This window comes from Rhizobium sp. BK418 (assembly GCF_004341105.1).
Lineage (GTDB): Bacteria > Pseudomonadota > Alphaproteobacteria > Rhizobiales > Rhizobiaceae > Rhizobium.
This window is the reverse complement of record NZ_SLZK01000002.1, coordinates 44,871-66,732: the sequence shown is the minus strand read 5'-3', so window position 1 is coordinate 66,732 and position 21,862 is coordinate 44,871. Positions and strand designations below refer to the sequence as shown.

Below are 21,862 nucleotides of genomic sequence, written 5' to 3'. Positions count from 1 at the left end.
CGAAATTTGATGTTTCCGCCGCAGACTATCTGCGCGTATCAAACGGCTAATAAAGTGTCTTCTGGTAATCTTTTTCCAGCTCGTCGTCCATTTGGCGCATCTCGTCCTTATTGCTGGGCGCGCCCGTTGTTTCGTCCAGAATGATCTTCATGAGAGAGGGCATCTCGGTGCGATCTTGGAAATGTTCCGGGCTCCATAAATGAGAGCGCCGAAAGGCCTTGGCGCAATGCATGAAAACTTCATTCACTTTAACCACGATCGCGAGTTTGGGCGCGCGATCATTGACACTCATGCTCTTCAGCAGTTCAGGATCATTTACCAGAGTGGCCTGCCCATTCACGCGCAATGTGTCGTCAAACCCAGGAATGATGAATAGCAGTCCAACGCTCGGGTTGGCGATGATGTTGACCAGAGTGTCCAGGCGGTTATTGCCCGGTCGATCTGGTATGGCCAGTGTGCGCTCATCCAGAATTTTAACGAAACCGACAGGATCGCCGCGAGGACTGACATCTGCTTTTCCATCGGGATTTTGTGTGCCGATGCACAAGAACGGCGAACGCCTGATAAACTCCCGCGCATGCTCGCCAAGAGTATCCTGGCACTTCAGTATTGCCAGGGCGTGAGTGGCGTCGAAGAGACTTCGAAGAGATTGTTCATCTCCTATGGCAAATTCTGGATTAAGCTTGAACTCATTCATCATATGCTCTCGACGGTTTGATCAGCCTTGCCCGGCGTTCCGTTTTCATTCTCAGCGTCAGAAAATTCTAGCACCACTCGATGAGCCGGAGCCGCGCGAATGGCTTTATGAGGTACGTACCTCATAAATATCGATACCGTAAAACTTCGATGCGATCAAGAAGACCAAGTTCGACTAGTCTGGAAATTGTCGAATGCGGCTCAGCCCGTAAATGAGGATCAACCCCGAAAAGCGGCGGCTGTGCTCGTCGCAGATTCCAATTGAAGCGACGGTCTTGCATTGAATCTTTTTGACACCGCGAACACCGGCGTTCGCGGAAGACGTACCCGCAGGATAGCTTCACGAATTGCTTGCGGCAGCCGCGGGCGCGTTGGAGGGCTGCTTTCCCTTACTTGCCGGGCTCGAAAACCATCGAATGCCCGTTGATGCAATAGCGCAGGCCGGTCGGCGGCGGCCCGTCGGGAAAGACGTGGCCGAGATGGGCCTCGCACGTGCCGCAGCGGATTTCCGTGCGCACCATGCCATAGGTGGTATCGCGGTGCTCGGTCACGGCATCAGGCGAAACCGGCTCGAAATAGCTCGGCCAGCCGCATCCGGCATCGAATTTCGTGTCGGAGCGGAAGAGCGGGGCATTGCAGCCGACGCAGCGGTAGAGACCGGTCTCGAAAGAATCCCAATAGGGGCCGGTAAAGGCGCGTTCGGTGCCATGCTGGCGGGTGATGCGGTACTGCTCGGGAGTCAGCAGTTCCTTCCATTCGGCATCGGTCCTGTGAACTTTTGGGGTGGCGGTCGTTTCGGCCATGGAGTGCTCCTTTCGCCGGGGGCAATCTCTTTTCGTGCGCAAATGTGGTGCGTTGGGCACGATTGATCAAGTCTGGGACGAAGGGGAACGGGTCGATGCTCCCGACACAGGTGCCGGGAGCATCGTCGTCTCAGCCTGCTTACAGTCCATTGGCTTTGAGGATGTCAGGCGCGTTTTCCTTGGTAATCTTCATGGTGGGCAGGACGACGGTCTTCTCGACCTTCTCGCCATTCAGATACTTGATGGCCTGACGCAGCCCCTCCGCGCCGGGCGTTGCGTAGACGAAGGTTGCCGTCAGCTCTCCCTTGTTGACGAGCTGCACACCTTCGTTCGGCAGGCCGTCAATGCCGATGAATTTCATCTCTTTGTCGCGGCCGGCATCTTTGGCTGCGAGATAGGCGCCGTAAGCCATCGGATCATTGTGGCCGTAGACCAGATCGATGTGCTCGTTGTTGCGCAGCGCAGTCGCCATGATGTTGTAGGCCTGATCCTGCTTCCAGTCGCCCGACTGCTGATCCAGCAGATATTTTATCCCCGGCTCCTTGTCCGTGAATTCATGAAAGCCGTCGTGCCGGTCATGGGCCGGCTGCGTCCCCATGCCACCCCAGATTTCGACGACGGTTCCTTTGGCTTTTCCTTTGCCACCCAGAAGCTCAACGGCATACTGGCCGGCCGCCTCGCCGATCAGCTTGTTGTCGCCGCCGACGAACTGCACATATTTATCGGTGTCGACGTTGCGGTCGAGTACGAAGACCGGAATTTTTGCATCGATGGCTTCCTGCACCGCGCCGGTAAGGCCAGCCGATTCTTTCGGCGATACCAGCAGTGCGTTGACTTCCTGGCGGATCAGGTTTTCAACGTCCGCTACCTGTTTCTCAGTTTTGTCCTCACCATCGGTGATGATCAATTCGACTTCGGGATGTTTAGCGGCCTCGGCGATAATGTCCTTGTTGAATTGCGCACGCCAGGGCTCGATCGTTGTCGCCTGCGAGAAGCCGATGCGCCATTTCTTGTCGGCAGCCGCGGCCGAATTGACCGTGATCAGGGCCGTGGTGGCGAGTGCGGTTGTTGCGACAGCAAGCTTTAGCAAATCACGACGTTTCATTTTCGTTTCCTCCGAGGTTGTTAAGAGACAGGATCTCTTTTGACGACCGCTCCTCCGCGGACGTTGGATTTCTCACCGTCTTCGGCATCATGAGCTGGAAACGCGAGAGAATGTCACTGGCGTTGCGCTCCTGGACAAGCACGGTACCGACGATGATCAATCCCTTCAGCACCAGCTGGAGATTGGAATCGATGTTGTGCAATTGCAGGATATTGGAGAGCAGGCCGAAAATGAGGACGCCGCAGAAGGTGCCGGCTAGTCCGCCACGGCCGCCCATCAGGCTGGTGCCGCCGATCACCACTGCCGCTATGGCATCGAGTTCAAGGCCGGCGCCGGCATCGGGTTTGCCCTGGCGGTACTGCGCGACGTAAAGCACGGCGGCGATGCCGGCTAGCAGGCCGGAAAGCGCATAGGCGACAATCTTGATATTGCCGCTGTCGATGCCCGAAAGGCGCGCGGCCTCCTCGTTACCGCCAATGGCATAAATATAGCGACCAAACGGCGTCAACCTGAGCACGGCGGCATAAAGAATGATCGCTGCCAGGAAGAAGATGCCAGGCGTCGGCACGATGCCGAAGACCAGCGAACGGAGGTTCTCGAAGTCCTCCGTTGCGTTCGATCCGGTATATACCGGCAAAACGGCATTGTTCTGCCCCGCCGTCAGCCGCGCGATCCCGAGCGCGGTGACCATCATCGCCAGCGTAACGATGAAAGGCTGCAGCCGGCCGGCGACGATGACAACGCCATTGATCGTCCCGAATAGCAGGCCGACCGCGGGCGTGATCAGCAGGACGCCGATCACGCCGAACTTGCGGTCGATCTGCGGCAGAAGATAGAAGAGCAGCAAGGCGCAGAGCAGAAGGCCGACTACGGCCGGAATGCCGATGCCCCTCACCCTGTCGAGCGCTGTGTCCCGGGCTCCGGCGCCCCGTGATTTTTCGATATTGAGAAACAGAAAGCGCGTACCGGCCGCGCCGATCACCAGTGCGGCGAGACAGACGGAGGGTATGCCGATCCACACCGCTGATGTGTCGCCCGGAACGGTAAGCAGCATGGCGCAAACCACGCTGCAGATCGCCATCATCGAGCCGACCGACAGGTCGATGCCGCCCGTCAGGATGACGGCGGTCATGCCGGTTGCAATTAGTCCGGTCGTCGAAACCTGACGCAGCACGTCGAGAAGGTTGCCGGCCGACAGGAAGATGTTCTTGCCGGACGATGTCGTCGGCGACGCGAGCACCCCGATCAGGAAAATCGAGATCAGTCCCCAATAGAGCTTGGTCCTGAGAATGAGATTCATTGCACTGCCTTTTCGCGCTGTGCCGACCGCGGAGCGGCAAGCTGCATGATGCGTTCTTCCGTCGCGGTGGCGCGATCCAGGATGCCGGTCTGCCGTCCCTCCGACATAACCAGGATGCGGTCGGCCAGATACAGAAGTTCCGGCATCTCAGAGCTAACGACGATGATCGCGATACCATCGGCGGCGAGTTTGAAGATCAGCTCGTAGATTTCCCGCTTCGCCCCGACGTCGATTCCGCGAGTCGGCTCGTCGAGAAGCAGGATTCTCGGATTCGCCGCAAGGCACTTTGCAATCACCACCTTCTGCTGGTTGCCGCCGGAGAGCGTACCGGCGGCTTGATCGATGCCAGCGGCCCGAATACCAAGTGACTTGACCGCATCAGTCGCCAGCTTCTCTTCCGAACCAAATTTGCGAATGCCGAAACGTGCTAGCCGATTGACCACGGGCAGGGCGATGTTGTCGGTGATCGTGTCACGCAGATGCAGTCCTTGTGACTTGCGATCTTCGGTGAGCAGCGAGATACCGCGGCGGCGCGCTTCGACGGGAGAGCGGAGACGCACAGGCTTGCCGTCGATGAAGATATTGCCGCCAACCTGGCCGGCAGCCGCGCCATAAATGGCTTGCAGAATTTCCGTCCGGCCGGCGCCGAGCAGCCCACCTATGCCGAGAATTTCGCCTGCCGCAAGGTCGAAACCGACCTCCTTCAGCACGTTGCGCCTACCGCGCCGGCCCGTTACGGCGAGCGACAGATCCCGGACGGAAAGCAGTACTTCCTTCGCGGTCGAACTGCGTTGGCTTTCGCCATGCCCAAGATCGCGTCCGACCATGGCGGCGATGATCCGATCTTCGTCGGTCTCCGACATCACTCTGGTCCACACATGCCGGCCATCGCGAAACACCGTCACGCGGTCGCTGAGCTGCATGACTTCGTCGATTCGGTGCGAGATGTAGACGATGCCGACGCCGTGCCGCACCAACTGGCGCATGATGGCAAAGAGCCGCACGCATTCTCCAGGCGATAGCGCCGAAGTGGGCTCGTCCATGATGAGCACGCGGGCGGAGAGGGAGAGTGCCTTTGCAATCTCGACCAGTTGCTGCTCGCCGATCCGCAGCGAACCGACACGCGCCTCAGGAGCAAGATCAATGCCGAGCCGCCTCAGCAGGGCGCGCGCCTCGACCACGCATTTGCGCTTATCGATGAACAGGCCGGCGATACGCGGCTCGCGACCGAGGAAGATATTTTCGGCGACACTGAGCTCCGGAACGAGATTCAGTTCCTGGTGTATGATCGCCACTCCGGCGTCCTCGGCATCCCGTACGCTGGCGAATTTCACAGGCCGGCCATCGAGCTGGATTTCACCCTCATATTCGGTATGCACGCCCGAGAAAATCTTCATCAGGGTTGATTTGCCCGCGCCATTTTCTCCCATCAGCGCGTGGATCTCGCCGGCATGAAGGTCGAATGCCACGTCCGTCAGCGCGGCGATCCCGCCGAACCTCTTTGAAACATGCAGTGCCGACAGCAGGGGGTCGCCAGGACCACGTGGCGGGTCTACCTGAGAAACATGAGGTCCCTGTGGGACCCGAGGTCCGCTTTGCATGACACCATGGCCTCCCCTCCAGCATGTCCGCATTTATCATCTGACGCTAATCTAAACGTTTCGTTATTGTCAAGCTTTCACGCTTTCAGCAGCAGCAGAAGATTGCAAAATAGAAGGTTATTTCCTAACATCGGCTCAGAAAAATATTTGAAACGTTTCGAATCATGGACCGTATCTCAGGCAAGATAAGCAAGGCTGTCCCGACGATGCAGGACGTCGCCGTGGCGGCTGGCGTGTCGGTTGCAACTGTTTCCGCCGCAGTCAACGGAACGGCGCCGGTGAGCAAGAAGTTGCGCGAGCGGATCGAGCAGGCGATCCAGGAGATCGGCTACAAGCGTAATGCCGTTGCCCGAAGCCTGAAGATGGGCACGACGACGACGGTCGGGCTGGTTGTTGCCGATATCACTAATCCATTCTTCACCGACGTGGTCGCCGTCATCCAGGACGTGCTTCACCGTGCCGGCTATGCCGTGATGCTCTGCTGCACCGATGAAAGCGCATCCTTGCAGGAAGAGCAGATATCGCTGCTGCTGGATCGCATGGTTGACGGGTTGATCATCGCGGCGGCCGGTGACGATGACGGTCTGCGGCGTCATTTGCGCGGCGCAAATACTCCGGTGGTCCTCATTGACCGCCTATGTCATGATCTCGACGCCGATGCGGTCGTCGTGGATAACGAGGATGCGGTCAAGTCGGCCACGAAATACATCATCGACCTTGGACACAGGAACATCGGTTATATTTCCGGTTCGCTCTCCACATCGACAGGCCGGGATCGCTTGGCCGGCTATCTCGCCGCCTTGCAGGAGGCCGGCATCGACTACGGCGATGAGTTCGTCAGGCTCGGCAACTTCCGGGCAAAGGATGCCTACACCGCGACGATGCAGTTGCTGACACGGCCGGACAGGCCGTCGGCAATATTTGCCGCCAACAACCTGATGGTCATCGGTGTCATGAAGGCCATCCGCGACGTCGGTCTGGATTGCCCCGGTGATATTTCGGTGGCGGGTTTCGATGATTTCCCCTGGGCCGACGTGTTTCAGCCCAATCTCACGACCATCGCGCAGCCGGTTCAAGCGATCGGAGAACAGGCTGCAGAACTCATTCTCAGTCGGGTTGCCGACAAGAAGCGACGTGAGCCGCGGCACATCGTTCTAAAGGGCCGATTGATGATCCGTGAATCCTGTAGGCCTCGTTTAGGTTGATCTGAGAATAATCTGTCTGCGGTTCTTTTCCCTTCAGGACGATGATACAAGCCTGCGTCTGACCGGGCCGCTGAATCAGGCCGTGCCGTTTCGCTGCGCAACTTAAGCTTTACCCAATCGGCGCATGACGATGAATCACCTTTTTTCCGGCCCCTGCCGCTTGTCTTCTTCGTCCTGTACAGCTCCGTTTCCCGGCTCGCTACGCGCCTTTCTTGAACACCAAGCCTGTGAAGACAGCCGCATCCACCTCCGACAGGTGGCCGAAATTGCTTGAGGCGATCAGCCGAGTCGCCTAAGTCATGAAAACTGGCTGTTTTTACTGGCTTTCATCCGAATTCGCGGGGAGGGGACATGGCCGATGTCACGGCCCTGACATTTCTGGCCTTGTGCCTGCCGCTGATCGGTGCTCTCGCGGGGCCGGTTCTCATCCGCGTTGCCGGTGCAAACGGCGCATGGCTGCTCGCCGTTGCTCCGTTGCTGGCTTTCCTGCATTTCCTGAGTCTCGTGCCCGATATTGCCGGCGGCCGGATCGTGACGGGCGGTTATGACTGGGTGCCGAGCCTCGGCGTCCGGTTTTCCTGGTTCCTGGACGGGCTGTCGCTCGCCTTCGCGCTGCTCATTACCGGTATCGGCACGCTGATCGTGCTCTATGCCGGCGGATATCTGAAAGGGCATCCGGATCAGGGCCGGTTCTTCTCCTTCATCTTTCTCTTCATGGGCGCGATGCTCGGCGTCGTCGTCTCCGACAGCTTCCTAACGTTCTTCATTTTCTGGGAGCTCACTTCCATTACCTCCTTCCTGCTGATCGGATTCGATCATGAGCGGGAGGCGTCGCGGCGAGCCGCTCTTCAGGCGCTGGTGGTCACGGGCGGAGGCGGACTGATATTGCTCGCCGGCTTGCTTATCCTCTGGGGGCTGACAGGCGTTGCGCAATTCTCCGAACTGATGCAGTCAGGCGATGTCGTGAGAGGCAGCCCGCTCTATTTCACGACGTTGCTGCTGGTGCTTGGCGGTGCCTTCACCAAATCGGCGCAGTTTCCGTTTCATTTCTGGCTGCCGAACGCCATGGAAGCGCCGACGCCGGTTTCCGCCTACCTCCATTCCGCCACGATGGTGAAAGCCGGCGTCTACCTCTTGATGCGGCTGAACCCGGTCATGGGAGCGACTCCGGCATGGGAAGTCCTGCTTCCCATCTTTGGTGGCCTGACGCTGCTCACCGGCTCGGTGCTCGCCATCCGCCAAACGGATCTGAAGCTGAAACTCGCCTATACGACCGTCTCCTCTCTCGGCCTGCTGGTGCTGCTCACCGGCTTCGGCTCTGACTATGCTATCAAGGCAGCAGTGCTTTATCTGGTGGCGCATTCGCTCTTCAAGGGCGCGCTCTTCATGGTCGCAGGCATCATCGATCACGAGACCGGCACGCGCAACATCACGCGGCTTCGTGGCCTGCGAAAGGCGATGCCATTGACCTTCGCGATCGCCATAGCCGCCGCCTTTTCCATGGCCGGCCTGCCCCCCTTCTTCGGCTTCCTCGCCAAGGAGGAAATCTATACCGCTCTGGCCGTTGGCGATCCCTATTCCATCCTCGTCACGGCCATCGCGGTTTTCAGCAATGCGCTGATGTTTGCAATCGCCTTTGCCGTGGGGCTGAGACCCTTTATCGGCGGGCCGGTGGAAACGCCGAAACATCCGCATGAGGCGCCGGTGCTGCTGTGGTTAGGCCCGGCAACCCTCGCTCTGGCAGGCCTGCTTGCGGCGCTCTTCTCAGGTTTCACGCATGGCGGGCTATCCTCGCCCATGGCCTCTGCCGTTGCCGGCAAAGCCACCAACGTCGTCTCCGTTACACTTGCGCCGCATGTCGGCGTGCCACTTGCGCTGTCGCTGCTGACGGTGGTGCTCGGTATCGTCGTCTACTGGCAGCTCGACCACGCTCGCACGCTCGTGGCTTTTCTCCTGCGTTCCGCCCGGAGTCCGGATCGCGGCTTCGACCATGTCGTCACGGCGTTGGTCCGTTTCGCCCATCGCGCCATCGGCGTCGTTCAGCCGGGGCGGCTGGATATCTACGTCGCCTCCACCTTCGTATGCGTCGCCGCGATCCTGCTCGTGCCGCTTATCGTCCATGGCGAACTGCCGCTGCCTTTTGTCTGGCCCGCCGAGCTGCGCCCGCATGAGGCAGGCATCATGCTCATCGCGGTAGCCGGCCTTCTTGCCGTGCTGATCGCTCGCGACCGGCTGACGGCGATCGTCTCGCTCGGCATTCAGGGCTTTGCGGTTGCACTGATCTTTCTACTTTTCGGCGCGCCGGACCTCGCTTTCACGCAGTTCATGGTCGAAACGCTCGCAGTTGTCATCCTCGCCCTCGTCATGACCCGGCTGCGCCTGTCGCCGACGGATCGGCGCCACGGAGTTCGGCGCCTCTTCGATATTACCCTTTCGCTCGCCTGCGGCCTCGGCTTCGCGCTGCTGTTGATGCGCGCCACGGAAGCACCGTTCAACACGACGCTCAGCGATTTCTTTAACGCCCATTCGAAGCTGATCGCCCACGGCGCCAACGTCGTGAATGTCATCATCGTCGATTTCCGCGGCACGGATACGCTCGGCGAAATCGCCGTCGTGGCCGTGACGGGGCTGGCGATCCTCGCGCTCATCCGCGTCCGCGGCAATGCTGAACGCAAGCTCGCGACGAACGATCCGGATACGGAGGGCGCGGAATGATGTTTGCTGGCTCGGCGCGTATCCTTGACCTCCCTCATTCCTGTGCTTGTCACAGGAATCCAGCGTGCCCAAGTCCTTGGGCACAGGAGACCCTTTCCCTTTCAGAAGACGAGTCATTCACGGCGCGGACGCGCCGTGGCTGGATTCCTGTGACAAGCACAGGAATGAGGGAGGGAGGTTTGCTCCCGACCCGTTACTTGAATACTTCCAATCGGTTTTCGATTGATCCAGTAGCGCCTCTTCGCGGAGGCGCCGCATGAACACCCTCATCTTCCGCACGGTTGCACCCTTCATCACCGCGCTGATGCTGCTCTTTTCCGTCTTCATCCTGCTGCGAGGGCATAACGAGCCGGGCGGCGGTTTCATCGGCGGGTTGATCGCCGCTTCTGCGCTCGCGATATACGGCATTGCGTTCGGTGTGGAGGCGGTGCGCCGGGCGATCCGCTTTCATCCGCTGGCAATTGCCGGCTTCGGCCTGCTGCTCTCCTGCTTCGCTGGTCTGATATCCATCTTGTTTGCCGTGCCCTTCATGACCGGCCTCTGGGTCTATCCCAACGTCCTCGGCGTGGAAGTGCCGCTCTCCAGCGTCACGCTCTTCGATCTCGGCGTCTATTTCGTCGTGCTCGGAGCAGTCGCCTCGATTGCGCTGGCGCTGGAAGAAAGGGAGGTGGACTGATGGAGCCGCTCTTCGCCATCCTCGTCGGCCTGTTCTTCTCGGCCGCCATCTATCTGATGCTGTCGCGTTTCTCGATCCGCATCATGCTCGGCATTGCCATCCTCGGCAATGCAGTGAACCTCCTGATCTTCACGGCGGGAAGGCTGACCCGCGAGGTCCCGCCGATCGTCCCCGCGGGTGCCGATGCGCTGCCGGCAAGCGCTGCTAACCCGCTGCCGCAGGCGCTGATCCTGACTGCGATCGTCATCTCCTTCTCCTTCCTCGCCTTCCTGCTGGTGTTGACCTATCGCGCCTATCAGGAGCTCGGTACGGACGATACGACTCACATGCACGATGCCGAGCCCGAAGACCGGCCGATGCCACCGATGGGGTATTGAGGATGGTTGTGCGGATGCCTACCCCCCTCTGCCCTGCCGGGCATCTCCCCCACAAGGGGGGAGATCGACTCGCGGCAAGGTCCCGTTTGACAACTGTTGTTTGGGCGGGCGGGTGCGCCCAGCCAATCTCCCCACCTGTGGGGGAGATTGGCTGGGCAGAGGGGGGTGCCTATCCGCCGACCACAAAGGGAGTCGCTCCTTAATGGCCGCGCCCGTTTCCGATCTCTCGGCAGCCATGGTCACCACCCCAGTCCCGCCGGCGCACTGGCTGGCGATCCTGCCGGTTGCAATCTGCATCTGCCTCGGGGCACTCCTGCTCATGCTGCGCAGCCTTCCCCGGCTGCAGGCATGGATCGCCATCGCCAGTCTCGTCATCCTGCTGCTTCTCGACGCCGCTCTCCTATGGCAGGTCGCCCGAAACGGCCCGCTTACCATGGTCATGGGCCGCTGGCTTCCGCCCTTCGGCATTGCTTTCACCGTGGATGTTTTCAGCGCGCTGATGGCGCTCGCCGCAGCGGTCGCCGCCCTTGCCGCTGGCATCTACGCCCTGTCGGACACGACCGAAAGCGGCCGGCGATACGGTTTTTTCCCGCTTTTGATGCTGCTGATGGCCGGCGTCACCGGCGCCTTCCTGACCGGCGATATCTTCAATCTTTATGTCTGGTTCGAGGTGCTGCTCATTTCCTCCTTCGGCCTGCTGATCCTCGGCTCCGAACGGGCGCAGATCGATGGCGCACTGAAATATGCGGTGCTGAACCTCATCGCCACGACATTGTTCCTCATCGCTGTCGGCGTCCTCTATGCGAGCTTCGGCACGCTCAACATGGCAGATATCGCCGAGCGGGCGGCGGGGCTCAGTGGCACGGCGCCGCTGATGACGCTTGCCTGCCTCTTCCTGCTGGCCTTCGCCATGAAAGCCGCCGCCTTTCCGGTGAATTTCTGGCTGCCGGCCTCCTATCATACTCCTCGCATCGCCGTGTCAGCGCTCTTTGCCGGCCTGCTGACCAAGGTCGGCGTCTATGCGCTGCTGCGTGTCCTCGTCATGCTGCTGCCCACCGAGCGGGATGAACTCAGCCTGCTGATCGCCATCGTCGGTGCCCTGACCATCCTCGTCGGCGCTTTGGGTGCGCTCGCCGAATCCGACCTGCGCCGGATGCTCGGCTATGTCGTGATCTCGGGCATCGGCAATATGCTGGTCGGCGCGGCCCTCGGCACCGCCGATGGCCTCGGGGGCGCAGTCTTCTATGCATTGCATTCGGTCGTGCTGATGACGGCACTCTATCTGCTGGCCGGCGAAGCGGGCAGGCGAGGCGGCTCCTTCTCGATTGCGGCACTCGGGGGACTCTATCGCCAGAACGGCGGGTTCGCTGCGATGTCTCTCATGCTGTTCTTCGCCGCCTGCGGCCTGCCGCCTTTTTCCGGTTTCTGGCCGAAGGCGCTGTTGGTCAAGGCTTCGCTCGATCTCGGTGCGTGGTGGCTGGCAGGCGCCATTCTGCTCGGCGGCTTCCTGCTTACAATCGCGTTCGGTCGCCTTTTCCTGTTTGCTTATTGGCGTCCGTCCGTGCTGCCCCTGCCGCGGGTGCGGACGCGCTGGACAGTCGGCGTGCCGCTTGTCGTATTGACGATCCTCGTCACCGGCTTCGGTATCTTGCCGGAACAATTGCTGCAGGCTGCTCGATCAGCGGCCGACGGGCTTGCTGATCCCTACGCTTATATCTTCTCGGTCTTTCCGGAAGGAGCCGTGCGATGATCGTCCTGTTCCTGAGCCTGCCGCTCGCCGTTGCATGGGTTGCCGTGACAGGCAGCGCCTCGCCGCATAATTTCGTGCTCGGTCTGGCCCTGTCGCTGCTGTCGCTCGCCGTCGTGCGCGAGGCTTTTACCGGCCGGTCCGCGCCGCGCCGCATCCGTCCGCTGCGCATCCTCCTGCTTGCCGGTCTTTTCCTGAAGGAATTGGCGCTTTCGGCCTGGCGGGTGGCGCTGACGGTGCTTTCGCCGCGCATGCAGCTTGCTCCGGGCATTCTCGCTTTCCCATTGACGGTGAGGAGCGATTTCCAGATTACGCTCCTTGCCAATCTCATCACGCTAACGCCGGGAACGCTCTCGGTCGATGTATCCGAGGATCGCCGCACGCTCTATGTCCATGCACTGGACTGCGCCGATCCGGAGGCGGTCAGACGCGATATCGCTGGTGGCTTCGAGCGCCGCATCATGGAGGCCTTTGGATCATGACACCCGCCGCCATCGTGTCCGTCGCCGCCGTCACGGCCCTTGGCATTCTCTGCGTCGCGCTCTTCCTCACCGTCTGGCGTGTAGTGACCGGACCCAGCCTGCCGGATCGCATTCTGGCGCTCGACATGCTGACGGGCATCGCGATCGGCTTCATCGCCGTTGTCGCCGTGCGCACCGGCTTCTCGCTTTACATCGATATCGCCATTTCGCTCGGCCTCGTCGGTTTCCTGGCAACCGTCGCCTTCGCCCGTTTTGTGCTTTCGCGCAGAGCGTTGAGAGAGGCTGAGCGCGAGTCGCATGGGAGAAGCGAATGATGGACTATATGCTTGCCGTAATCACGGCGGTGCTGCTGCTGGCAGGCGCGTTCTTCGCGCTGGCGGCAGCAATCGGCATCGTGCGTCTACCGGATCTCTACACGCGCATGCACGCCGCCTCCAAAGCCGGCACCGTCGGTTCCGGCCTCTTGTTGCTTGCCGCCGGACTTTACTCGGGCGAACTTGCCGTGTTTGCCAGAGCACTGGCCGGTTTCTTGTTTTTCATTCTAACAGCGCCTGTTTCTGCACACCTTCTTGCGAGAGCTTCGCATAAAACTGGTCATTTCCCAGCTCCTATCTCAATACGTGACGATATGCGAATGCGCCGAGGATGAGGGCTATTCAGAATTTTAAGCAATTTACGCAAACTTACGCACTGGAATCGCGAGTAAAGCTTTCCAAACTGCTGACCAATTCTTTGTGATGGATTTTTTTTCTAGGAAAATCACAATTAATAATTGGCCTTTTGGGAAAACGATGCTATTTGAAAATCCAAGTAGAGTTCTGATTGTGAATTAGAATCGTACTGCTTCCAAGTCCCTCAGCCTTGATTGCCAATGTCTAACTGGGTGACTGCCTGGAAGAACATGTACTAGCTCACCTTCAGGCAGTATTGGTGCAGAAAACGGTCTTCGGAATCTAGGGGTGGATTTCCGGTTTTTCGGAACAAAGGCTGCATCCTGCTCTTTTGCTGTTTAGCTCTACGACGAGGGTTCTTTGCCTTCTGGGAGAAGGACCGTTTGAGCATGCTAACAGGAGAAAGAATATGACGGATATGGCGACCGGCAATGCGCCGGAGCTGCTTGTGGAACTGACGGCCGATATCGTCGCGGCCTATGTCAGCAACCACGTTGTGCCGGTCAGCGACCTGGCCAATCTGATTTCCGACGTACACTCGGCACTGAGCAACACGTCCGTACCGCAGCCGGTGGCAGCGGTCGTCGAAAAGCAGAAGCCCGCAGTCTCTGTCCGCAAGTCCGTACAGGACGAGCAGATTACGTGCCTGGAATGTGGCGGCAACTTCAAGTCCCTGAAGCGTCACCTGATGACGCATCATAATCTCGCGCCGGAAGAATATCGCGAGAAGTGGGATCTGCCTGCCGATTACCCGATGGTGGCCCCGGCCTATGCCGAAGCGCGCTCGCGCCTCGCAAAGGAAATGGGTTTGGGACAGCGCCGCAAGCGCGGCCGCGGCTGAAGGGTCTCACACCGCTGGACGATACAAAGAGCCGGGCCTGGTGCCCGGCTTTTTCGTATTTGCGCTCCGAAGATGGCGCGCATCTCGAATGACCATTCGCCCACTGTCATTTATCTTCGAAGAAAACACGACAAAAATGTCGGCCTGCTAATAGCCCATCCGTCTCTAGAGCAATTCCAGCAAAATGCGCTGCGGTTTTGCGTTCGGAATTGCATGAAAAGTTTGAGGACAGGCGGGCGCTCGTGCCGCCGTAATAAGAGGAGAAGAGACAATGCGCGTAATGGTTATCGTCAAGGCGACTGAGGACAGCGAAGCGGGCGTGATGCCCTCGACCGAGCTTCTGGCCGCCATGGGCAAGTATAACGAAGATCTCGTCAATGCCGGCATCATGCAGGCAGGCGAGGGCCTGCATCCGTCTTCCAAGGGCAAGCGCGTCGCCTTCGATGGTCCGAAGCGCATGGTGATCGACGGCCCCTTTGCCGAGACCAAGGAATTGATCGCCGGTTTCTGGCTGTGGCAGGTCAAGGACATGGAGGAGGCGCTCGAATGGGTTAAGCGTTGCCCTAATCCGATGCCGGGCCCGAGCGAGATTGAAATCCGTCAGGTCTTTGAAGCTGCCGATTTCGGTGAGGCCTTCACGCCGGAGCTCATCGAGCAGGAAGAGCGCCTGCGTGAAAAGATGGCCGACAGCAAATGATCTGATCGGAAATTGCGACGCGTCCGGAGGCTATTTCTCCGGGCGCGTGGCTGCCTCAGGCGGCGGCCCGCACGCGTGCTTCCTCGCGGATACGATTGACCATCGAGCGCAGCCCGTTGGAGCGCTGCGAGGAGAGGTTTTCGGTGAGCCCGATCCTGGAGAAGATCTCGAAAGCGTCAAGCGAGGCGATTTCGGATGCCATCTTGCCGGAATAGGTGGCGAGCACGATGGCGACGAGGCCGCGCACGATATGCGCATCGGAATCGCCCTCGAACGTCATGAGCGGATTGTCCGGATTGCCTGATGTATGCGTCACCAGCCACACCTGACTGGCACAGCCCATCACCTTGTTCTCGGAGGTCTTCTTTTCCTCGGCCAGCTCCGGCAGAGCCTTGCCGAGTTCGATGACATATCGGTAGCGGTCTTCCCAATCGTCCAGGAAGGAGAAGTCGTCGATGATCTGGTCGAGGGTTGCCATGCTTGTCAGGCCTTTCGCTATTACCTGATCATATAGGCGAACCGACCGCAGAATTGAACCGTCAAAAAGAAACGCCGTGAGGGATGGGCATCCTCACGGCGCAGCAAAGTGCTGAAATAAACAGGGCAGGCACGTCAGGCATGGGGCATCTCCGCGTCATGCGGACCACCGATGCAAGCTTGGACACGGGCGGATCGCCCGCAGAATTCGTCAGATCGCCGGCTTCGGCGTCGGCAGCGGGATCGTGCCGGCGGGAATGGTGCCGGTGACGACCTGTTCGGCTGAAGCGCCGTCATCGACCGGCGGGCGGTAGGGCTGCGGCATATGCGGCATCGGCTGGTTCAGCGCAGCCTGCGCCTCACGCACCGTATTGGTGACCGTTTCCGGCAGGGAAGGAGCGGCAAGCGCCACAGGCGCCGGCGGCACAGCCGACTTTGCGGAAGCCATTTTGGACGCATCGTCCTTGAACTGGCTATCGAGCAGCTCATAGGCGACACGGGCGCCTTCACGGGCCCGGTAGCCGAGAGCCGTCAAGGTCTCCGCACCCTTGGTGCAGACCTCGGGTTTTTCGGCGCACATGCCGGTCATATAGTCATAGGCGCCGCTGACCGCCGTGAAGGCGTCGGAAAACTGCAATTGTGTGTGGCCGGCATTGTCGGAGCTCTCCGAAGAGAAAACGGAGAGCGCTACGAGCACTAGGCCAAACCAGAATGATCCTTTGATCAGAAACCACATTGTCTTGCCCATCCTGTTTCCCCGTCCGGTCTTGCTGCCGAATCAGGGCCGGTTGTCCGGTGTGATTGAACCCTATCGTGAAGTTGCGAATGCCGCTTTTCGAAACTCCACGGCATTTACGGCAAATTTGATTCGAATTTTAATGATCGGCATTTTCGGGGCATTTCAGTCAAATTCTACCGATCGCTGTTAAGCATGGTGGCAGCCGCGGACTGCAATTGCTGGGCTTTTGGCCCGCCGCCTTGCCACAAGAGTTAACGCGATGCTGAAATACAAGGAAAATCCGTCGCTTACCGGCTATTAACCACAAAATCCAAAGAGCCGTGCAGATGGCCCAAAATGGGACTTTTGGCGGTTTTGGGCTGTGGAGGGCGACTTTGCCTTATCCTTTCCTTAAGCCGCGGGGGCCTATTGTCCGGGTTAATGAAAGGCCTTTCGGGCAGGTATTGCGTGCGTTTTTTGAGTGACATTGGCGGCCGGGCGACGGCCCTCGTGGACCGGGCAGCGGCAGGCTGGCTCTCCCGGACGAGTGGTGGCGAAGCTGTGCGCCAGAGCGAGCTCGCCATTCTGCGCCGCCTTGTATTCCTGTCCTCTGCCGCCCTTGTCGCCGCGCCTGTTGGCCTCTCCCTCGTCACCAGCCCCGCTGTCGCACTGCCCGCCGGCGTCGCCACCGTCTGCGCCGCGTTCCTGTTTTCGGCCGTCGGCAGTATTGCGCTGGCCCGCCAGGCTGCGCCCCAGAACGCTGTTACGACAAGCGCCGACGATCTCTTCCTTGAAATGAGCCCGGGCCTTGTGCTCTTCCTCGATCCGCACGGCAGCGTGACGGAGGCGGGTGGCCGCGATAAGCGCGACTATCTTGCCTGGATGCGCGATCCGAAAGGCAGGGGCTTCTTCGAGCAGGTTCATGTCTCCGACCGCATCCATTTCCTGCAGGCACTGGATGCCCTGCGACAGGGTGAGGAAAAAGCAATCGTCGATCTGAGGTTTGAGCGTCCCTCGGTCTCGCACGACTACCGCCAGTTCGCCTATCTGCGTATGGATATGACCGCGCGGCGGGATATCGACGGCATGCTTTCGGCTGTCATTGCCCAGCTGCACGACGTGTCGGTGGAGCAGCGGCTTCGCGCCGAAGCGCAGGCGCGCGTGACAGATGCGGAATCGGCCAACGATGCCAAATCCCGTTTCCTCGCCGCTGTCAGCCATGAGCTGCGTACGCCGCTGAACGCCATCCTCGGCTTTTCGGACATTCTGATCGGCGAATATTTCGGCAAGTTCGAGAATGAGCGTCAGCGCGAATATGCCGGCCTGATCCGTGAATCAGGCGCGCATCTGCTCTCGGTCGTCAACACGATGCTGGATATGAGCAAGATCGAAGCCGGCCGCTACGAGTTGATGCTGGAGCCCTTTGATATCGGTGCCTCGATCCGTTCCTGCGAATCGATGCTTGCCCTGCAGGCCAAGAGCAAGGGCGTGACGCTGACGAGCCGCGTCCAGCGCGGCATCGGCGAGGTCGTTGCCGACCAGCGCGCGCTGCAGCAGATCCTTATCAATCTTGTCGGCAATGCCGTGAAATTCACAGAGGCCGGCGGCGTGGTCACCGTCGATGCGGCGATGCGCGACGGTATCCTCAAGCTGACGGTCAGCGATACCGGCATCGGCATTCCGGCCGACCGGCTCGCGACGCTCGGCCAACCTTTCGTCCAGATCCAGAATGATTATACCCGCCGATTCGAGGGTACGGGTCTTGGCCTCTCGCTGGTCAAAGGGCTCGTTGCCCTGCATGGCGGCCATTTCGCCATCGCCAGCCAGCCCGGCGAGGGCACGATCATCACCATCGAGGTCGCGGCGGATGGTTCCGGCGCCTGCACTGGCGAGGCTAACAACCAGACGGGGGCGGTCGAATTTCCGCCGCGGCTGAAGAGCGCGGTGGATGCCGCGGAAGTGGAGGAGGGGCTCTTCGATGGCCGCGCGCAAGCGAAAATCGCCTAAGGGCAAAAAGGGCCGGCATCAGCAGGGCCTTTTGATGACCGGTGCGGCAGCACTCGGCGGTATCGGCGTGCAGGGCGTAGCGGCGCTGGGTGGCCTTGGATTGCAGGGCGCTGGCGCGCTCGGCGGCGTCATCGGCCGCAATCCCTCCATTGCCGGCGGCACGATCGCCTTCGTCGTCATCTTTTCTTTCGTTGCCGCCAATGCGCTCTGGTATCAGCCGGGTGCACACCCGCATCCGATCTTCCGCACCCGCGATCCGGACGCGCCTTATGCCATCGGCTTTCGTCCGCAGCCTGAGCCGCAGGGCGATGTCACCACCTTCCGCATCGAGCGGCCGGATGATGCTGCCGCGACCACCGAATCCACGCCACCGGTTGCTTCCGGCCAGCAGCCGAACCAACTCGTCATGGATATTCAGAAGGAACTGATCCGCCGCGGCCTCTATAACGGCAATGCCGATGGTGTCATCGGCCCGCGCACCAGCGCTGCCATCCTCTTCTTCGAGGAAACGGTCGGCATGGCGCAAAGCGGCGACGCTACACCGGATGTGCTTGCCGCGCTCAGGACCGATGCTGTCGGCCCCTCGACCATTCCTGTCGAAAAACCGCCGGAAGATGTGACATCGAAGGCAACGGAGGAAGATCCGGTCGCCGCCGCCATCCGTAGCGCCGAAAAGACCGTCAAGACGGCGCCGGCCTCGCCGAAGCAGGTTCCGCTATCGGGAATCGCCAATGTCGATCTGGTACTGAAGATCCAGAAGGGCCTCGCCAACATGGCCTACGCCAATGTCGGCGTCGATGGTGTCGCTGGCGAACAGACCCGCGCCGCCATCCGTCACTTCCAGAAACACTATAATCTGCCGGAAAATGGCGAGCCGAGCGAAGCCGTGCTGAAGAAACTCAAAGAAATCGGCGCGATCTGATCGTCAACTCGCGTAAATCATGAAAAGCCAAATACGAGACCGAGATCAGCCCTGCCGCGCCGGGGCTGACGGTTGGTTCGCCAGCCGCAGGGGCCGGTAATCCGTTGTCGGCGCCCGCCCCTCCACATCGACCACTTCTTCGATCGGTCCGATATTGATGGCCGCCGAACTTCGGTAGCGCCTCGGCGCAACGCCGGTTACCCGCTTGAAGGCGTTGGAGAAGGCGCTTTCCGAAGTATAGCCGAGCGAAAGCGCCAGTGAGGAGACGGGCATCGATCCCTCGCGGAGCGCCCGTTCGGCAAGGCGCATGCGCCATGCGGTCAGATAGGTGAGCGGTGCCACACCCGCGACCGTCTTGAAGCGCAGCGCAAAGCTGGTGCGCGACATGCCGGCGGCTTTCGCCAATTCCCCAAGCTGCCAGTCATGCGCCGGATCCGCATGCATCTGCCGCAATGCGGGGGCGATCTTCTCGTCGCCGAAGGCGCGCAGCCAGCCGACCGTCAGCGGCTCCGATGTCATGATATGGGCGCGCAGCACCTGCACGAAGATGAGCTGCGAGAGCTGAGCCGAGGCAAGCAGCGCGCCCGGCTTGCCGGCCGCCATTTCCCGCACGAGCTGATCGAGCAGCCAGCGCAGCACGCCGGCTTCCGCAAGTGTGGCCCGCACATGGATGACGGGCGGCAGGACATCGAGCAGCAGCGCCATGCCGGTCGGTCCGAGCGCGATATGGCCGCCGATATAGAGGAAATCCTCGCCGGCGCCGTGTCGCGCCATGCCGTTAACCTTCTCCTTGAAGGCAGTCGCGGCATCCGTCGGCTTCACTGCCAGATCGCTTGCCAGCATGAACGGGTATTGGCCGTTCAACAGGATGACGTCGCCGGCTTCGAGCAGGATCGGCGGGTTGCCATTGTCGAGCACCAGCCAGCAGCGGCCCTTGGCAACCGCACTGATCTTGATGCGGTTCGGCTGCGGGAAGGCGAGCGCCCAGGGCCCGCCGGCAATCAGCCCGCCGGCCATCAGGCAGCGCGCGTCGAGCAGATTGAGCATTTCGGAGAGGGGATCACTCGTCATGTTTGTACGATGGCGCAAGAAATCGGGATTTACAAGCATTCAGAATCCCGCTTGCCGGACATAGATGTTTCCCGACTAAAGCAATTCCAGCGAAAGTGCGCAGCGGTTTTGCGTCCGGAATTGCGGAAAAGCAAAGGTACAGAGCATTTTCGTGACTCGGAGAGAAACGGAAAGGCTCCAGAAAGGAGACATCCCATGTCCACTCCCCAAGCTCCTATCGGATCCGGTTTCGGCGCGGCTTCCACGGCGGAAGACGTGATTGCCGGCCATGATCTCGCCGGCAAGGTAGCGATCGTCACAGGCGGTTATGCCGGCCTTGGCCTCGAGACCGCGCGCGTCATGGCAGCGGCCGGCGCCAAGGTCATCGTGCCCGCCCGCAACATCGAGAAGGCAAGGGCGGCTGCAGAGGCCGTACCGGGCCTGACGCTTGATTATATGGATCTGATGGATCCGGATACGATCGACGACTTTGCAGATCGTTTCCTCGAGAATGGCGAGCCGCTGCATTTCCTCATCAACAATGCTGCCGTCATGGCGAATCCGCTGACGCGCGACAGACGCGGCTATGAATCGCAGTTCTCCACCAACCATCTCGGCCATTTTCAGCTCGCCGCCCGCCTCTGGCCGGCGCTGGTGAAGGCGGAAGGCGCTCGTGTGGTTGCCGTCTCCTCGCGCGCCCATATCCGCTCTGGCGTCGATTTCGACGATCCGATGTTCGAAAACCGCGAATATCAGCCCTACACAGCCTATGGTCAGTCGAAGACGGCCAATGCTCTCTTTGCCGTCTCCATGGATGCGTTAGGCGCAAGGGAGGGCGTTCGCGCATTCTCGCTGCATCCGGGCGGCATCGTCACGACCGATCTCGTCCGCCACCAGTCGCGCGAATATCTGCAGTCGACCGGCTTCGTGGATGCTGACGGCAACCCGGTGATCGACCCCGAGAACAACAAGAAGACCATCGCACAGGGGGCTGCGACCACCGTCTGGTGCGCAGTCAGCGAAAAACTCGAAGGCATGGGCGGCGTCTATTGCGAAAATTGCGATATCGCGAGGGCCGTGCCCGCCGATTCTGAGGAGATGCTCGGTGTGCGTCCCTGGGCGACCGATCCGGAACTTGCCGAACGCCTCTGGCAGATGAGCGAAAGACTAACGGGCCTGACGCAGAGCTGAGGATATGGCGATCCCCGGAGGTTTGCTCTTTACTCGCATGACGCAGGTGCGATCCGTGGCTTTGCGGCCGACAGCGGCATGACGCCTCCGGTCGGGTCAGCTTGCGGCTGGCAGTCAAGGTATAAGCGTTGCTGCCACTTGCCGCACAGTCTATATCCCGCTCATGAGATTGCGCACCGATATCTACGTTTCCGCTCTCGTCCGCCGTGTCTTCGCCGCGGGCAATTTCGCTGCCGTAGAGAAGAAGGGTGCGGAGGAGGCCGGTGCTATCTTCATCCGCCAGCGCTTCCGCGATGGTCTCGAAACCCTCTACGCGCCCGCCCCACAAACCTTCTTCGATGAAGAGAGCAGCGGCGATCGCCTGTTCGAACTCCGGCTCGAACGCGTCGAGCCGGACCAGGTACGGGAGATCCTGGACCGAGAACGCAAATTCGACCCCGATCTCTGGATTGTCGAGCTGGAGGCAGACGAGGTTTCGGCGCTTGTGCCGCTTGCCCGCGACCAACTGCCTTGAATTCACAGTCATTCCCGCCTAGTTTACCGCCATTCGCAATACCAACAGGATGGTGCACAATGGATTC

The 21,862-nt window shown here is 60.3% G+C and carries 22 protein-coding genes; 14 read left to right on the top strand and 8 right to left on the bottom strand.

From position 1 onward, the window contains the following. Positions 1-46: 46 nt before the first annotated feature. The 5 genes from EV281_RS06300 to EV281_RS06280 form a co-directional block, all read right to left on the bottom strand. On the bottom strand, positions 47-697 hold the full coding sequence (locus EV281_RS06300) for a pyridoxamine 5'-phosphate oxidase family protein (protein WP_132653195.1): 651 nt from the start codon (positions 695-697) through the stop codon (positions 47-49). A gap of 388 nt (positions 698-1,085) precedes the next feature. Next, positions 1,086-1,499, bottom strand: coding sequence for a peptide-methionine (R)-S-oxide reductase MsrB (gene msrB, locus EV281_RS06295; protein ID WP_132652086.1), 414 nt, complete (start codon positions 1,497-1,499; stop codon positions 1,086-1,088). A 139-nt stretch (positions 1,500-1,638) separates the two neighbouring features. Beyond that, a complete protein-coding gene (locus EV281_RS06290; RefSeq protein ID WP_132652085.1) occupies positions 1,639-2,604 on the bottom strand; it encodes a substrate-binding domain-containing protein in 966 nt (321 codons plus the stop codon). Then, positions 2,591-3,904, bottom strand: coding sequence for an ABC transporter permease (locus tag EV281_RS06285; RefSeq protein WP_132652084.1), 1,314 nt, complete (start codon positions 3,902-3,904; stop codon positions 2,591-2,593). Before EV281_RS06285 ends, EV281_RS06290 begins: the two co-directional genes overlap by 14 nt. Then, positions 3,901-5,382, bottom strand: coding sequence for a sugar ABC transporter ATP-binding protein (locus tag EV281_RS06280; protein WP_281026256.1), 1,482 nt, complete (start codon positions 5,380-5,382; stop codon positions 3,901-3,903). The genes EV281_RS06285 and EV281_RS06280 overlap by 4 nt, the downstream gene beginning before the upstream one ends. Positions 5,383-5,711: 329 nt before the next feature. Between EV281_RS06280 and EV281_RS06275 the strand changes: the two genes are divergently transcribed. From EV281_RS06275 to EV281_RS06230, 10 genes are all read left to right on the top strand, one after another. Beyond that, positions 5,712-6,710: a LacI family DNA-binding transcriptional regulator gene (locus EV281_RS06275; RefSeq protein ID WP_132653194.1), complete on the top strand. Its 999-nt coding sequence runs from the start codon at positions 5,712-5,714 to the stop codon at positions 6,708-6,710. Positions 6,711-7,061: 351 nt separating this feature from the next. Next, a complete protein-coding gene (locus tag EV281_RS06270) occupies positions 7,062-9,425 on the top strand; it encodes a putative monovalent cation/H+ antiporter subunit A (RefSeq protein ID WP_132652082.1) in 2,364 nt (787 codons plus the stop codon). Positions 9,426-9,681: 256 nt separating this feature from the next. Then, the gene (locus EV281_RS06265; protein ID WP_132652081.1) at positions 9,682-10,101 is read left to right on the top strand and encodes a Na+/H+ antiporter subunit B; all 420 of its coding nucleotides are present in this window, start codon (positions 9,682-9,684) and stop codon (positions 10,099-10,101) included. Further along, complete coding sequence (locus tag EV281_RS06260) at positions 10,101-10,478, top strand: Na+/H+ antiporter subunit C (RefSeq protein WP_132652080.1); 378 nt, start codon at positions 10,101-10,103, stop codon at positions 10,476-10,478. Before EV281_RS06265 ends, EV281_RS06260 begins: the two co-directional genes overlap by 1 nt. A 202-nt stretch (positions 10,479-10,680) precedes the next feature. Beyond that, on the top strand, positions 10,681-12,228 hold the full coding sequence (locus tag EV281_RS06255) for a Na+/H+ antiporter subunit D (RefSeq protein WP_132652079.1): 1,548 nt from the start codon (positions 10,681-10,683) through the stop codon (positions 12,226-12,228). Beyond that, a complete protein-coding gene (locus tag EV281_RS06250; RefSeq protein ID WP_132652078.1) occupies positions 12,225-12,707 on the top strand; it encodes a Na+/H+ antiporter subunit E in 483 nt (160 codons plus the stop codon). The genes EV281_RS06255 and EV281_RS06250 overlap by 4 nt, the downstream gene beginning before the upstream one ends. Continuing rightward, positions 12,701-13,021 (top strand): cation:proton antiporter, encoded by a 321-nt coding sequence (locus EV281_RS06245; RefSeq protein ID WP_132652077.1) that lies wholly within the window; start codon positions 12,701-12,703, stop codon positions 13,019-13,021. Before EV281_RS06250 ends, EV281_RS06245 begins: the two co-directional genes overlap by 7 nt. Further along, positions 13,018-13,356 (top strand): monovalent cation/H(+) antiporter subunit G, encoded by a 339-nt coding sequence (gene mnhG / locus EV281_RS06240; protein ID WP_132652076.1) that lies wholly within the window; start codon positions 13,018-13,020, stop codon positions 13,354-13,356. Before EV281_RS06245 ends, mnhG begins: the two co-directional genes overlap by 4 nt. Positions 13,357-13,787: 431 nt before the next feature. Further along, entirely contained in the window at positions 13,788-14,219 is a 432-nt protein-coding gene (locus tag EV281_RS06235; RefSeq protein ID WP_007821525.1) for a MucR family transcriptional regulator, read from the top strand. A gap of 271 nt (positions 14,220-14,490) precedes the next feature. Beyond that, positions 14,491-14,916, top strand: a complete 426-nt coding sequence (locus EV281_RS06230) for a YciI family protein (RefSeq protein WP_132652075.1) — start codon at positions 14,491-14,493, stop codon at positions 14,914-14,916. A gap of 55 nt (positions 14,917-14,971) precedes the next feature. Here the strand turns inward: EV281_RS06230 and EV281_RS06225 are convergent, their stop codons facing one another. Together EV281_RS06225 and EV281_RS06220 are read right to left on the bottom strand one after the other, a co-directional pair. Then, the gene (locus EV281_RS06225) at positions 14,972-15,394 is read right to left on the bottom strand and encodes a SufE family protein (RefSeq protein WP_132652074.1); all 423 of its coding nucleotides are present in this window, start codon (positions 15,392-15,394) and stop codon (positions 14,972-14,974) included. Positions 15,395-15,604: 210 nt separating this feature from the next. Further along, on the bottom strand, positions 15,605-16,129 hold the full coding sequence (locus EV281_RS06220) for a DUF5330 domain-containing protein (RefSeq protein ID WP_132653193.1): 525 nt from the start codon (positions 16,127-16,129) through the stop codon (positions 15,605-15,607). Positions 16,130-16,552: 423 nt separating this feature from the next. Between EV281_RS06220 and EV281_RS06215 the strand changes: the two genes are divergently transcribed. Then, on the top strand, positions 16,553-18,118 hold the full coding sequence (locus EV281_RS06215; protein WP_165911855.1) for a HAMP domain-containing sensor histidine kinase: 1,566 nt from the start codon (positions 16,553-16,555) through the stop codon (positions 18,116-18,118). Beyond that, entirely contained in the window at positions 18,090-19,040 is a 951-nt protein-coding gene (locus EV281_RS06210) for a peptidoglycan-binding domain-containing protein (protein ID WP_132652072.1), read from the top strand. The genes EV281_RS06215 and EV281_RS06210 overlap by 29 nt, the downstream gene beginning before the upstream one ends. A 45-nt stretch (positions 19,041-19,085) precedes the next feature. Here the strand turns inward: EV281_RS06210 and EV281_RS06205 are convergent, their stop codons facing one another. Further along, on the bottom strand, positions 19,086-20,150 hold the full coding sequence (locus EV281_RS06205) for an AraC family transcriptional regulator (RefSeq protein WP_132652071.1): 1,065 nt from the start codon (positions 20,148-20,150) through the stop codon (positions 19,086-19,088). Positions 20,151-20,306: 156 nt separating this feature from the next. Between EV281_RS06205 and EV281_RS06200 the strand changes: the two genes are divergently transcribed. Next, a complete protein-coding gene (locus tag EV281_RS06200) occupies positions 20,307-21,281 on the top strand; it encodes an oxidoreductase (protein WP_132652070.1) in 975 nt (324 codons plus the stop codon). Positions 21,282-21,444: 163 nt separating this feature from the next. Continuing rightward, entirely contained in the window at positions 21,445-21,795 is a 351-nt protein-coding gene (locus EV281_RS06195; protein WP_132652069.1) for a DUF1491 family protein, read from the top strand. Positions 21,796-21,862: the final 67 nt, after the last annotated feature.